11 protein-coding genes are annotated in these 14,134 nt (G+C 57.0%); 5 read left to right on the plus strand and 6 right to left on the minus strand.

What is annotated here, in order from left to right; all coding sequences use genetic code 11:
• Nucleotides 1–217: 217 nt before the first annotated feature.
• Nucleotides 218–1,129 carry a hypothetical protein gene (locus Q1Q75_RS03660; RefSeq protein WP_300667656.1) on the plus strand — a complete coding sequence of 304 codons (912 nt, stop codon included), beginning with the start codon at nt 218–220 and terminating at the stop codon, nt 1,127–1,129.
• A gap of 81 nt (nt 1,130–1,210) precedes the next feature.
• On the opposite strand, the gene rbr is transcribed toward Q1Q75_RS03660, so the two are convergent.
• The 5 genes from rbr to Q1Q75_RS03685 form a co-directional block, all read right to left on the minus strand.
• The gene (gene rbr / locus Q1Q75_RS03665) at nt 1,211–1,786 is read right to left on the minus strand and encodes a rubrerythrin (protein WP_300667657.1); all 576 of its coding nucleotides are present in this window, start codon (nt 1,784–1,786) and stop codon (nt 1,211–1,213) included.
• 204 nt (nt 1,787–1,990) lie between these two features.
• Nucleotides 1,991–2,830 carry an alpha/beta hydrolase gene (locus Q1Q75_RS03670; protein ID WP_300667658.1) on the minus strand — a complete coding sequence of 280 codons (840 nt, stop codon included), beginning with the start codon at nt 2,828–2,830 and terminating at the stop codon, nt 1,991–1,993.
• Between the two features lie 237 nt (nt 2,831–3,067).
• On the minus strand, nt 3,068–3,526 hold the full coding sequence (locus tag Q1Q75_RS03675) for an NUDIX domain-containing protein (protein WP_300667659.1): 459 nt from the start codon (nt 3,524–3,526) through the stop codon (nt 3,068–3,070).
• A 160-nt stretch (nt 3,527–3,686) separates the two neighbouring features.
• Nucleotides 3,687–5,663: an ABC transporter ATP-binding protein gene (locus Q1Q75_RS03680; protein WP_300667660.1), complete on the minus strand. Its 1,977-nt coding sequence runs from the start codon at nt 5,661–5,663 to the stop codon at nt 3,687–3,689.
• The gene (locus tag Q1Q75_RS03685) at nt 5,656–7,404 is read right to left on the minus strand and encodes an ABC transporter ATP-binding protein (RefSeq protein WP_300667661.1); all 1,749 of its coding nucleotides are present in this window, start codon (nt 7,402–7,404) and stop codon (nt 5,656–5,658) included. The genes Q1Q75_RS03680 and Q1Q75_RS03685 overlap by 8 nt, the downstream gene beginning before the upstream one ends.
• 567 nt (nt 7,405–7,971) lie before the next feature.
• Between Q1Q75_RS03685 and Q1Q75_RS03690 the strand changes: the two genes are divergently transcribed.
• The 4 genes from Q1Q75_RS03690 to Q1Q75_RS03705 all read left to right on the plus strand — a co-directional run bounded on the left by Q1Q75_RS03690 (nt 7,972) and on the right by Q1Q75_RS03705 (nt 11,783).
• Complete coding sequence (locus Q1Q75_RS03690) at nt 7,972–8,349, plus strand: RidA family protein (protein WP_300667662.1); 378 nt, start codon at nt 7,972–7,974, stop codon at nt 8,347–8,349.
• Nucleotides 8,350–8,464: 115 nt separating this feature from the next.
• Nucleotides 8,465–9,463: a D-cysteine desulfhydrase gene (locus tag Q1Q75_RS03695; RefSeq protein ID WP_300667663.1), complete on the plus strand. Its 999-nt coding sequence runs from the start codon at nt 8,465–8,467 to the stop codon at nt 9,461–9,463.
• A 319-nt stretch (nt 9,464–9,782) separates the two neighbouring features.
• On the plus strand, nt 9,783–11,033 hold the full coding sequence (locus Q1Q75_RS03700; protein WP_300667664.1) for a hypothetical protein: 1,251 nt from the start codon (nt 9,783–9,785) through the stop codon (nt 11,031–11,033).
• 66 nt (nt 11,034–11,099) lie between these two features.
• Entirely contained in the window at nt 11,100–11,783 is a 684-nt protein-coding gene (locus Q1Q75_RS03705; protein ID WP_300667665.1) for a GntR family transcriptional regulator, read from the plus strand.
• Nucleotides 11,784–12,195: 412 nt separating this feature from the next.
• On the opposite strand, the gene Q1Q75_RS03710 is transcribed toward Q1Q75_RS03705, so the two are convergent.
• A complete protein-coding gene (locus Q1Q75_RS03710) occupies nt 12,196–14,127 on the minus strand; it encodes a penicillin-binding protein 1A (protein ID WP_300667666.1) in 1,932 nt (643 codons plus the stop codon).
• Nucleotides 14,128–14,134 lie beyond the last annotated feature (7 nt).

Below are 14,134 nucleotides of genomic sequence, written 5' to 3' on the forward strand. Positions count from 1 at the left end.
ACGAAATGCGGTGTGTCGATTGAGATTCGGGAAGGGGCAAAAAAGGAAATTCCCTTGAACCGCTGGATTCCTCGTTTTATGATACCTCTTCAAGATGGTGAGCCCGGATATTTCACGAGTCGAGTGCGCCCATATTCAAGGCATCGAAATATCCGGGTGAGGGCTTATTTTTTTACTCAAGCCCTGCTCGGGTAACCTTATCAAACCAAAAGGTCGAATGATGAAGCGCATGGTATGGATGGTCTGTTGTTTTCTTTTTGTGGGGTTTACGGGTGTTGAGGCCGCCGTTATTTACCTGAAGAGCGGTCGAGAGATTCACACCGACTCGTATTACAAAGAAAGCGGAATGATTTATTACACCGTCGCTGGGCAGTCGGTGGGGGTTCCGGAATCCACGGTGGAGCGGGTGGACGAATCCATCAATGATTCCGTGGTTGACGAGAGGATCATCACCATTCGTATGCCCCGATATTACAAGGTGGCGTCTACCCTGCCAGGGGTTGACAGCGGCCTGTATGAAGAGGCCTTTTTGGATGAGCCCTGCCCTGTTTTCCAAAAAATATTCGGGACGGGGGTTCTTTATGCCAGGGGGTGTAAGACGGGTTTCGGGATTTGGATCCTGGGCGAGGCATCGTCATCCTCTCGGCAGGTGGAGACCCTGGCCACCTTGAAACATGTGCCCAAGGGGCATGGGCCTCATTACCACGGCGCGCATTGGACGGCATCAAACGGAAGGGTTTGTGATGTGTTGATTCAGTCCAGTCAGGCCCCGGCCACCACCGATGAGGAGAAGTTGGTGCTCAAGTTCAACGGCTTTCCCAATGGATTTTTTAACGGGATTTATAAGCCCTGGGCCATTGTTAACGGGCGTATTGCCTACAAAATGAAAAAGGCCAGGGATGAGGCGACCCTTGAGCTGAGATCCGGTGGGAACGGAAAGACCTTTTATTACTGGGCGATCAGTTTTGGAAAGGACACCTATTATCACAGCGCCCCCTTTGATACTCCGGACAAGTTCTATCCCCATGAGGTGACGGCCTGGTCCCAGAAGGGCATGGCCAAAGCCCTGCCCGGAGTGGTGGGCGATGTTTCCACTGAAAAAAAACACAGCTTTGAATTTCAGTTTTAAGTCTTAGCCCGAAGGGTGAGAAAATCGAATAGAAAACCGAAAATGACGTTTTGTATTGCGGTTTCTCATGAAATGTCCGGGTTAGTAATTGTCGGGCTTCAGCTCAAAGTGCGCCTGGGGGTGAACGCAGGCCGGGCAGCTGATCGGAGCTTCTTCTCCGGTGTGAACGTACCCGCAGTTTCGGCAGGCCCAGACCGTGTTGGCATCGCGTTTGAAGACTCGACCGGCTTCAATGTTAGCGGCCAGGGCGGAGAAGCGGTTTTCGTGGTGTTCTTCGGCCACACAGATGTTTTCAAAGACCGTGGCGATGGCGTCGAAGCCTTCGTCTCGAGCCACCTTGGCGTAACCGGGGTACATGCTGGTGAACTCTTCTTTTTCCCCTGCGGCCGCGGCCTTGAGGTTTTCAACGGTGGTGGCGATGACGCCTGCGGGAAAATTCCATTTGACTTCCACTTCGCCTCCTTCCAAGAATTTGAAGAAGCGCTTGGCGTGCTCTTTCTCCTGGCTCGCGGTCTCTTCGAAGATTGCTGAGATCTGTACGTAGCCCTCTTTTTTGGCCTGGCCGGCAAAGTAGGTGTAGCGGTTGCGGGCCTGGGATTCTCCTGCGAACGCGGTGAGGAGGTTCTTTTCTGTCTGAGTCCCTTTAAGCGTGGTCATGATCTGAGGTCTCCTTTCAAGAGATAAAGTAGGTTGTTACGTAAGAGCAAGGCGCCTTGATGTGGGCCTGTTTTGTGATCTGTGAGTGACAAAGATGAGCCTTTATTTTTTCTTGTATCCTTGCGGCGAAAAGACTCTTTTTTTTTAACACAACAGGCGGGGTCTGTCATATGGAAATGAGGGGGGCGGGTGTGACGCCTCCGTCTATTTCTCCTTCTTCATAAACCCCGTGATTTCAGAGGCCATCCGTTCCGGTTCTTCCCAGGGGATCATGTGGCCGGTGCCTGGAATTTGGGAGAGGCGTGCCTGGGGGATGAGTTCTGCGCACCGTTTCCCTGCTGAAAGGGGGACAAGTTTGTCCAATTCTCCCCAAATACAGAGGGCGGGCTGCTTGATCTCGGAGAGCCGTGGGTCCAGGAACGCCTGAAACAATCCGTCTTGGGTCGTGCGTGTAAGGGTTGTCAGGTCCTGGGGGGTGTTGCAGTTGGTGAGGACGATGTCCCGGATGCATTCCGGGTAGGGGGGACGCCCCGGACCGGTCATAAAAAGACGGTGGGAGCGGGCAAGGGCTTTTTCGGTGAAAAAACGGTTGGCGATTTTCTGGACTCTGGGGGTGAGGCCGACTCTGGCGTACCAGGGGAGGTTGTCCCAGACCTGTTTCAGGCCGATGGCACCGGCCAGGACCAGTTTTTCGACGCGCTCCGGTGCGGCAAGGGCCATGCGGGCGGCGATTTCACCGCCCATGGAGTGGCCCACGACCGTAAACCGGTCCACCCCGATGGCGGTCAGCCACTCCAGCAGACGTTTTGCCTGCAGCTCAGGCAGGTAGGAGGCCTCGTCTTTGGATGAGAGCCCGTGGCCGGGAAGGTCCGGGGCGAGGACCCGGCATGTCGATTGAAGGAGGGGGATCATCGGCTTCCAGAAAAACCCGGAACAGGACCAGCCGTGGATCAGAACCAGGGGCGGGCCGTCTCCGGCCTCAACCCAGTGGATGCCATGTCCATCGATATCGGCCTGCCTGGATTCCGCCTTTAAGCTGCCCATCAATCTGTGTTCCAATGCGCCAGGCGCCAGTCCCTCGTGGTGCGTGACCTGTGCGCGGATTGCCTGCCATAATTTCCTGCCCCGTTGTTTCATGTCTTCTCCTCGTCGGGTTCCGTAGTTTTTTTTCCGCTACTTTATACCCGTTCCAATAATACTCCAAATGGAATTGTGAGGAATCGCGAGATGTCTCCTGTTCTACGATGGAAGAGGGTGAGAGGCCTTCGTGAAAGTGATGCCTCAGGAGACATTCCCGAGATAGGCGGGTGGCTCCGGTAATTTAAAGGATTTCAGGATTCCTCCGAGTTCTTCAGGGTGAAGAGAGAGCCGGTGCAGGTCGTTTCTTTGAATCCATTCGACGGAAATTTGATGGGGATCCGGAGAATGACCCATGACGGGATCGTAGGGCTCGATGAGTTCACAGAGAAAGGCGAACTCCACATGGTACTGTATGACGGTGGGGTCCTTTCGTGCCGGGTGGTTGTGTTCGTAGACACCGAGGAGGCCCAGGACGTTGACGGAGGCCGCGAGCTCTTTGTGGACGTGTCGCCTGACCGTCTCTTCCAGGGTCTCTCCCGGGGCCTGGCGACCGCCGGGCAGTGTGTAAAGGGTCTGGCCGTCTTCGTATTCTTTCATGATCAGCAGGACGTTCTGGCCATCTGAGATGATGGCTTTGGCGATGTTGGTCACGATGTTCATGGGCTACCTCCTTGCAACGTCGGGTATAGAACAAGGGGTCTCAGGGTCAGGAAGGGTGCGCATCGGCGGTAGGGCTTTGCGGTGGAGAAAGAGGGGTCGGATCGGCTGTCTTGTTCGTCACGAATCAATTTTGGCATGACTGCCATGGAAAAACAATTTTTTATTGTGCCTGAAGGCCCACCGTTTTAACGGGGACGAGTCCGTTCTCCATCTGTTGCATACGGAAGTAGATGCCCCGGTGGCTCATAAGGGTTTCGTGGGTTCCTGATTCGGCGATTTGGCCCTCTTTGAGGACGAGGATGCGGTCCGCATGTCTGGCGGTGGAGAGGCGATGGGCGATGAGGAAGGTGGTCCGGTTTTTCATGAGACGGGCCAGGGCCGACTGGATCTCTGATTCGCTGACGGAGTCGACGTAGCTGGTGGCCTCATCAAGGATGAGGAGCTCGGGGTTTTTAAAGAAGGCTCGGGCGATGGAGAGGAGCTGTCGTTCGCCGCTGGACAGGGGGCGCCCGCCCTCGGTGAGGCGGGTGTTCAGTCCCTGGTCGAGTCGGTCGAGGACAAAACCGCAGCCGGCGTGGCGCAGGGTCGCCTCCAGCACCTCGGCTTCCGGGGGATGGTTGGGGTCGGGAAGAATATTTTCCAGAAGGGTCCCGGCAAAGAGGAAGGGGTCTTGCATGACCATGGCGATGCGGCGTCGCCAGTTGTGAGGGTCGAGTTCGGGCAGGGGGGTGCCGTTGACCCGGATGGTACCGCTTTGCGGGTTCCAGAATCGGACGAGGAGACTGACGATGGAGGTCTTGCCGGCTCCTGTGGGGCCGACGATGGCGATGGTTTCGCCTTTGCGGGCCGTGAGGCTGATCCCTTTGAGGACCGGTTCGTCCGGTGTGTAGCCGAAGGTGAGATCTTCGAAGGTGATCTGTTCGATGGCGGTCCCTTGGTCTCCTCCAGGGTTTTCGTCTGTGGCGATGGGGGTGTCAAGAATGAGCAAGAGACGTTCGGCCGAGGCAAAGGCGTTTTGAAGGATATTGTACTTTTCGGCGATATCCCGGATGGGGCGGAAGAACATGCGCAGGTAACTGATGTAGGCCACGAGCACCCCCAGGCTGACAAAACCCCCGAGGACCCGATAGCCCCCGTAGACGATGATGAGGCCCAGGGCCGTGGCGTTGAGAACTTCGATGACGGGCATGAAAAGGGCAAAAATGCGGACCTGGGCCATGCCGGCATCAAAGTGGCGATCCGAGAGTCGCCGGAAGGCGGTATCGGTCTCCGGTTCCCGGGCAAAGAGGCGGATGACGCTCATTCCACCGATGGCCTCGGCCAGGCGGGAGTTGATCTCTGCGATACGGATGCGCAGATCCCGGAAGGCCGAGCGAGATTGGCGGGCAAATCCGATGGCGGCGACGACGGCCACGGGAATCACCAAGAGGGTGACGGCGGCCAGACGGGCGTCCAGAAGAAGCAGGACGGTCAGGATCCCTACAAGGAGAAAGAGGTCCTTGAAGACAAAGGTGATGACGGAGGTGAACATCTCCCTTAAATTTTCCACATCTCCGGTCACCCGGGTCACCACTCGGCCCGTGGGGTTCCGGTGGTACCAGGCGAGGGGGAGTTTTCGGATGTGGGTAAAAAGGGTCAGGCGAAGGTCGTGAATGATTCGCTGTCCCATGGTTTCCAGGACAAAGGTCTGGCAGAATCCGAAGAGAAAATTAAAAAAGAGGACGGCCAGAAGCAGGAGGGCGGCAAGGGCCGTGCCCTTTATGTCGGCCGCGCGAAGGCGAAGTCGGGTCGCGGAGTCGGCGAGTGTGAGGGCGGTGCGAGGGATCTCTGTCGGGCCTTCGGTTGCCGTGCGCCATTCGGGGTGCTGGTTCAGGAACCGACGAACCGTCGGGTCCGAGGCATCCACGGAAAGATGATGGGTCTCCGTGCGGCTGATGTCCGGGATAATGTAGCGGTCCAGGGCCTCTTTGGTGATCCAGGGGATGGAGAGGTCGAGGCCCGTCAGAATGGCCACAAGCATCAGCGCGATGGCCAGCAGGTGGCGATGGGGGGTGATAAATGGCAGCAGGCGTCCTGCCAGCCGGTAATCCTTTGAGGAGGTGATTTCGGTCTCTTCGATGTAGCCGCCTCTACGCATGGTTTGCCTCCTCGATTTCCTGGGCCAGGCTCTGGAGCCGCCAGGTCTCCCGGTAGTAGGCGTCGGTCTGTACCAGCTGATCGTGGGTCCCCCGTGCCCGGATGCGGCCCTTCTCCATGACGAGGATCTCGTTGCAGGGGCGGATGGCGGACAATCGATGGGAGGCGATGATCAGGCTTCGGGTGGTGTCGGCGAAGATCGCCTCGGTCATCTGGTGTGCCGTCCGGGTGTCCACCTGACTGATGGGGTCGTCAAGGATCAGGATGCGGGAGGGCTCGTAGAGGGTTCGGGCCAGGGCGACCCGCTGTTTTTGTCCGCCGGACAGCATGACCCCTTTTTCCCCTACGATGGTGTTCAGTCCCTCTTCAAACCCGGCGAGGGTGGCCGTGAGGGCGGCGACCTCTACGGCGTGAGCGAGTTTTTCAGGGTCGCTGGGGGCGCCCAGTCCACAGATGTTCTCGGCGATGGAGCCGGAGAAGAGCCAGGGTTCCTGGGGCATGAATCGGATGTGGCGCCTGAGATCCGGTGTTCGGAGGTGGGGCAGGGGGATGCCATCCAGCCGGAGGGTTCCCCGAGTCGGGTCGTAGAGCCTCACCAGCAGAGAGAGCAGCGTCGTTTTGCCGCTTCCCGGAGGCCCGACAAGGCCCAGGCGCTCTCCGCTTTTGAGAGAAAGGGTGATCTCTTTCAGCACCTCTCTGGCGTCATCAAAAGCAAAGGAGACCGCATCCACGTCGATGCGGCCGATGACATCTGGCAAAGTGGCGGGGTATTTGGGCTCGGCCACCTTCGCGGTTTCATGAAAAATGACGGCCAGCCGGTCGAGGGAGGCCTTGCCCCGTTGGACGAGGTTGGTCATCCAGCCCATGGCCATCATGGGCCAGGTGAGAATCCCCAGGTAACTGATAAAGGCGACAAAGTCTCCGGGAGAGATGGCCCCCTGGATGACAAGCTTGCCGCCGGCCCCCACCACAATGGCGGTGCCGGCACCCGAGAGAAAGATCATCAGCGGCATGAGGCTCCCTGTGACCCGGACCAGTCGCATGTTGCGCCGGACGTAATCTTCGGAGAGCGCTCTGAGCCTGGCGTCTACCTGCTCTCCCCGGCCAAATACTTTCACCACACGGATTCCGTCCACCGCTTCCCGTACCTGCTCGGTGATGGCGGCCAGTCCTTCCTGGACCGCTTTGTGGCGGGCGTGCATTTTTTTCCCGAAGATCCGAGCGCTCAAGACGATAAAGGGCATGGGGATCAGGGCCATGGCGGCAAGTCCTGGATGTATCCAGGCCATGAAGCCGATGGCTGCACCGCCGAGCACCACGGCGTCGGTGATGGCGACGATTCCCATACCGGTGGCCATGCGGATGTTGTTGATGTCGCTGGTGGCGTGACTCATGAGGTCGCCGGTGCGGGTGGCGTCGAAGTAGTGGGCGTCCAGGGTGAGCAGGTGGGAAAAGAGGTCGTTTCGGATGGCTTTTTCCACGCGCCGGGAGGTGCCGATGAGGTTGTGGCGCCAGCCATACCGGAAGAGACCGATGAAGAGGGCAAAGCCCACGATGATGCCCCCGTCCCGGGCGAGGAGCTGGGGTGAGGCCGAGCCGTCTGCCAGGGCGTCCACGGCATGTTTGACGAGGCGGGGGATGAAGAGCTGGAGGGCATCCACACCCAGAAGAAACAGGAGTCCTGTGGCAATGCGACGTAAATTCTCGCGGAAGTAGGGGCGGATCAGGGCAAACGCAGTCATGGCATATCCACACAAAGGGGGTCGAAGGTGAAAATATTTATCGTTAAAAATGGGGACTAAATGGATGAAAGTCAAGGTGGGAAAGGGAAAAACAGCCCCTTGCCTTTTCGGAACGATCTCTTTGATTTCGGTGGCTAAGGGGTGTTCAGGACGTCGGGGGAAAAAGAGGGGAGGGACATCCGCGATGGGACCTTTGGGCGGACCTATCGCGTCCTCGTGTCGCGACGGGGGAACGATTTGGGGGTGACCTGGAGAGGACTGGTTGTTTGCAAGATACTGAAAATAAAGGATCTTAAAGCCAAACGAGGGAGGCTCGTGTGGGGCGGGTTTGATGAATCCCGAGCGGATGGCACAAAAAATTTGATAATGTGTGGAAACGCTTGGCAGTAAAGGACTTGAGAATTTTTTTGATAGAAGCATCAAAAAACTATTTGACAGGACGCTTCGAAGATCTTTAAAACTTCATACATGTCAAATGTCGACATTTGGAATGGAGGCGAGACGGATCGTCCCTCTTCTCCTTTCATCGACAGGCATTAACCTAAATTATTAAGGGAATCACGCATCATGACCCAGCCGATTCAAACTCCCAATGCACCTGCAGCCGTCGGCCCCTATTCACAGGGGATCGTTTCCGGCGGATTTGTTTTCGCCTCAGGTTGCCTCCCCATCGATCCCGCCACCTCAACCATGGTGGAGGGAACCATCGTCGAAAAAGCGACCCGTGCCCTTGAAAACCTCAAGGCCGTGGCTGAAGCAGGGGGCAGTTCCCTCGAAAAAGCCGTGAAAGTGACGGTTTTTCTTGCTGACATCGCTGATTTTGCGGAGGCCAACAAGGTCTATGCGCAGTATTTCAAAGAGCCCTTTCCGGCTCGAAGTGCCTTTCAGGTAGGGGCGCTTCCCCTGGGAGCCACCATCGAAATCGAGGCGATTTTTGCCCTTTAGTTAAAATTCCCGGGCGATAAGGGGACCCCTTGATCGCCCGAAACAAACGGATCTTTTGATTGGATCCGATAAACGCTTATTCCTCATTATACCAAATAAAAGGAAATTAAAGACCATGGATTTCACTAAATTCCCCCGACGCGGCTACCTCCAGGGCGAGACTCCCATCGAGCCCATGAAAAACCTCAGCAAAGCCCTCGGTGGCGATGTGAACCTCTTTGTTAAGCGTGATGACTTGCTCCCCGGTGCTTCTGGTGGCAACAAAACCCGTAAACTCGATTTCTGCATTGCCGATGCCATCGAAAAGGGTGCCGACACCATCATCACGTGTGGAGCCATTCAGTCCAACCATTGCCGTCTGACCGCTTCCTGGGCAGCCAAAGAAGGCCTCGATTGCCACCTGATTCTTGAAGAGCGCGTTAAAGGCACTTACAAAGAAGACGGCAGCGGCAACAACTTCCTTTTCGAACTCCTCGGTGTCAAAACCAAGCGTGTTGTTGAAGCAGGTTCCGACATGATGGCTGAGATGGAGAAGACCGCAGCAGAGCTCAAAGCAGCGGGTAAAAAACCTTACATCGTCCCCGGTGGCGCGTCTAACCCCATCGGAGCCATGGGCTACGCAGCATGTGCCGAAGAGATGATGAATCAGCTCAACACCATGGGTCTCTCCATTGACCACGTGGTTGTTCCTTCTGGTTCTGCCGGTACTCACGCTGGTATGGTGGTTGGCATGACCGGTACCAACGCGGGTATCGCCGTATCCGGGATCAACGTATCCCGTCCCAAAGGCCCCCAGGAAGAGACTGTTTTTGGTCTTGCCGGCAAAACTGCTGAGCTCCTCGGTGTTAAAGGCGGCATCGCCCGTGAAGACGTGGTTTGCTACGACGAGTATGTAGGTCCCGGTTACTCTGTACCTTCCGATGCCATGGTTGAAGCGGTTAAGCTCTTCGCAAGCGAAGAAGCTATCCTCCTCGACCCCGTTTACACAGGTAAAGTAGCCGCAGGTCTCATCGACCTCGTACGTAAAGGCACTTTCCCTAAAGGCGCCAACGTTCTGTTCCTCCACACCGGTGGATCTCCCGCTCTGTATGCTTACCTGGATACCTTCAGGTAGCAGCACACTGATTTCGGTTTCGAGTCAAGGCAGGTCTTCGGGTTGGTGTTGTCACCCCCTGAAGACTTCTTGATCTCATCTCCGCAGTCTGCCCGCTCGTCTGCAACCAGGCGAGCGGGTTCTTTAACGCCATGGCGATGGTTTTTCGCCTTTGCCCCTTCCCCCCCCCAGGTTGAGCTCCCTTTTTGCCATCACTCTTGAATCCAGGGATGTCTCTCTGACGTGCGGGGTCACGATGACTGCCGTACCGGCACGGGTTCCGGTGCTGTGGGTATTTCTCCCAACCCTTATGGGCTTGAAGCCCCGGAATCGGATCACAATGAAAAAGACCCTCTCCCCTCTCCTCCCCTCACAGCACACCTGCGGACACCTCGGAATCATGGGGCATGTTGGCGTCGGGCATGTGCACAGCAATGCCGGGTTTATTCAAGATGACTCCGTGGGGTTTACCCTCGCCGCCGGATTTTTAAAGGAGGCCTATCCCATCTCCACGCAGATTCGCCGCGTTTGGGTTGATGGCGATGCCTTTCTTGTAGAAACCGAGGAGGGCGGCGTGGGGCGTGCCGTGGCACGTCGGGGAATTACCGCCCATGAAGCCCGCCTTGCGGTGGCGGCCGAAGGGCGCGATGCCCTGTTCAGCCAGGGGATTGTGCAGTCTGTCTTTGGCCGCATGTATGGTCAGGGGGTGATGGAGCACGCGGTGGCCCTTCAGGCAGCTCTCTGTCTTGCCGTGGTGGAGAGTTTTCGGTTGACCCATCCCAGGCGTCTGACCTTTTCGTCAGAGGGTATTGAGGGTAATATTGGCCTTTGCGTCGGTGGGGTCGTTGAGCTGGAAGGCATTCCCGTGTCGATTCTTGCCACCGTGAACGCCACGGACGGTGGGCTTGGACCCGTGGAAGACCGGGAAGGCAATGTCTGTATAGGAGACAAGGCCACGGCCATGAAGGCGTTGGGGCTCGATCGCCTGCCCACCGTCATCGTGGAGAGCAAAGCCTTCGTGCCAGCCGTCGCCAAAGGGCTGGCACAGGATACACTTTGGGTTCGGTTTAACCGGGAGCACGATAACCCTGTGGTGGGTGAGGCCCTCGTGGCCGCAGGAGAAAAGCTGGGTGCAGCGCTCATCCACACGGATCAAGCGTATCTCAGAAGTGACACCGAGATGCGCCGTGCCGTCCAGGCTCTGGGTCGCAAAATTGCCGGATTGGGAGATGCCCTTTACCTGGCCGGTACCTCTGTGGAGAAAGTGCGGGTGATCGCCGAGCTGGCCACGTTGGTGAGTGAAGATGCTGGCGGGGTGACCTTTATGTCGGAAGCGCTTCATGCCCAGGTGGCGGGGGGTGGTTTGATGCCCGGGACCTCTGCGGTGCTCTCCATGGCCGTGTGTGAGCAACCCCTCAAAAAGACAGGGGCTCCAGAGCTGACGGAGGAAGACGCTCTGGCCTATCGTCATCTTCTGCTGACGGCGATTCCTTTGCTGAATGCCGAGATTGGCAGGGCTCAACAATTCGTAAGCGAAAGACTTTCAGTTGATCTCATGGAGAATATGTTGCATAGAATGGTTTCCATGTAACCAACAACCTTATCAGGTGCCGCTTTAGCGCGGCGCCTGGATCTTTTTGACGGAAATAGATGTATCATGGCAGAAATTAAAACGTACAGCGAACAGGTGACGGAATTCATTAAACGATCCATTCTGGAGGGGACCCTGAACCCGGGAGACAAGGTCAATGAAGTGCATGTGGCTGCCACCCTCTCCATCAGCCGGGCCCCTGTTCGTGAGGCCCTTCAAATGTTGACCCGTGAAGGCCTGATCATTTCTGTTCCTCAAAAGGGTAAGTACATCAACTGCCTGACCAAGCAGCAGATTAAAGAAAGTTATTTTACCGGAGGGGTGCTCGAAGGGGCGGCTGTGGCGGCTTCCATTCATGAATTTTCCGACGAAGACTTCGAAAAACTTCAGGCCATCGTGGATCGTATGGAGGTCGTCGCGTCCATGGAAACCGCGGCGGATTACATGCCGGCACTTGACGACAGGTTTCATGGCTTGCTGTTTTCAAAAACTGACAATACGCTTCTGGTGGAGCTTTCCCGGAGGTATTGTCATGGATTGTCAAAATTTCTCCTTTTCAGGTACTGGCGAAATCTTTTTTCTCCCCGAACGGTCTGGCTGCGTCATAAATCGATCCTGGATGCTTTGAAAACACGGGATCAGGTGACCATCGAGGGGGCCTTGCGTGAGCACTACATTGAATCCGGTTTTCGCATGTCCAAGTTCGGCTGTGAGCAGGACAATCCCTTGTGCAAGATCTGCAGGCAGTAATTTAATTTCCATAGGGAGACGGGAGCGTCGCGTCGCGGCGTTTTTTGTCTCCGGCGGTCATGAGATCGCTTTTTCTCTTCTTTTTCCTTCCCGATACACCCTTTTTGCCCCCCCCATACGCCATCGCCCTCAAAGAGCCGGGGCGGCTGACCCATTACGCGCTGTCATCACATATCTCGTCCATTCGGATGCCTTTCAGTCCGTAGGGTGCGGCTCCCGCACCGTTTAACGTCACGCAAACCGCCGGCCCCGTCTCAACACTTATAACAAAATGCGGCGTTGCAGGTTTATCGGACGTTAAGCGGTGCGCACGGCGCACCCTACATTTCACCTCGACATGGTTACCAAAGGACAGACCCTTTATACGGTTTCCTTCCTCGGTTTTCTGTCTGATTTTCGTGAAATATCCGGGCTAGTGCGTTTTAAACAGGGCCGTGACGCTGCCTGGGGCGGGGGCCGTGGTGATACGGCCGGTGGTGGGGTTCATATGGCGTCGGGTCACCCCGTCGGGGATATCAAACTGGGCGGGGGGACGGTTTGCCCAGGCGGCTTCCATGACGTCGGTCCAGATGGGCAGGGCGGCACGTGCCCCGGTTTCCAGGCGTCCCAAGGGGGCGTGGTTGTCGTTGCCCACCCAGACCCCGGCGGCGACGTACGGGGAAAACCCGAGAAAGAGGGCGTCCCGGTAGTTGTCGGTGGTGCCGGTTTTACCCGCCAGCGGCTTGCCCACGCGAAGGGCTTTTCGTCCTGTGCCTTCGGTGACCACGGCTGCGAGCATGTCGGTGATCACCGCAGCGTCGTCCCGGGTGATGGCCACGGCATGGGCCGGACGGCCTTCCCAGATAACCCGTCCGTCCCGATTTTCGATGCGGGTGATTCCCATGGGGGTCGACCTGACCCCTCGATTCGGAAAGACGGCGTAGGCCCGCGTGAGCTCCATCAGGTTGGTTTCCGCTGTGCCCAGGGCCAGGGAGAGGTTTCCGTGCAGGGGCGAGGTGATGCCTAAGCGGCGCGCGAAGGCGGCGACGTTGGCCACGCCGATGGAGTCGGCAAGGCGGACGGCGGGGATGTTTTTCGAAAGGGCCAGGGCTTTTCTTAACGTGACCTCTCCGCTGTATTTTTTGGAAAAGTTTTGGGGTTGCCAGGGCTTTTTACCCCGCCCCATGGAAAAAGAGACCGGAGAGTCCAGGATCAGCCGATTCTGGTCGAGCCCCTGTTCCACGGCCAGGCCGTAGACAAAGGGTTTAAACGAGGACCCGGGTTGTCGCTTGGCCTGGGTGGTCCGATTGAAGGAACTTTTTTTAAACTCACGGCCGCCGACCATGGCGAGGATGGCTCCGGTTTTGACATCCAGCATCAGCAGGGCGCACTGAGGATCGGGGTGTTTGATGTGGTGTTTCTTCATGCGTGATTCGAGGCGAGCCATATTTTTGGTGACGGAGGCTTCGCCCACGTGCTGGAGGGACAGATTGAGCGTGGTGTGAATGGTGAGACCCTCCTGGTAAAGACGGTCGAGCCCGACAATCCCGGCGAGCTCGCCTTTGATGTAGTCGATGAAGTAAGGGGCCTGGTGGACGCGTCCGCGTCGACCGGTCAGGGCCAGGGGTTCTGCCAGGGCCGCTTTGTAGGCTCGGGTGGTGATGCGGTGACGTTTGTGGAGGAGCTTTAAGACGAGGTCTCGCCGTCTGATGGCTTTTTTGGGGCTGACCAGGGGAGAGTACCGGGAGGGGGATTTGGGAAGCCCTGCCAGGAGAGCACACTCGGCCAGGGTCAGCTCAGAGACCCCTTTCCCGAAGTAAATGCGAGAGGCGGATTCCACCCCGTAAGCACCGCTGCCGAAGTAGATCTGGTTTAAGTAGAGTTCCAGGATCTCTTTTTTGGTGTAGCGTCGTTCCAGCTGGAAGGCGAGGATCGCCTCTTTGAGCTTGCGGTCGATGCTTTTTTCCCGGGTGAGAAAAAGGGTCTTGGCCAGCTGCTGGGTGATGGTACTGGCCCCTTCGACAAAATTTCGGGCGATGATGTCTTTGACGATGGCCCGGGCAATCCCTTTGATATCCACCCCATTGTGATTGTAGAAGTTTCGATCCTCGGTGTTGATGATCGCATTTTGGAGGTGGGTTGGGACAATGGCCAGGGGCACCGGGTCCCTTTTTTCTGCGTAGAATTCGGCCAGAAGCACCCCGTCCGCTGAATAGACCCGACTCACCGACGAGGGTTTAAAGGACTTCAGGGCTTCGATCTGCGGCAGGTCCCGGGTGGTCCCGAAAAAGAGACCGGCCATGAGGCCGGTCGCGGTGCCGATGACGAGAACGGCAATGAGGGTAATGACAAAACGTCGACTCATGGTTTTG

Source organism: Desulfoluna sp. (assembly GCF_030145185.1).
In the GTDB taxonomy this organism is placed as follows: Bacteria; Desulfobacterota; Desulfobacteria; order Desulfobacterales; family Desulfolunaceae; genus Desulfoluna.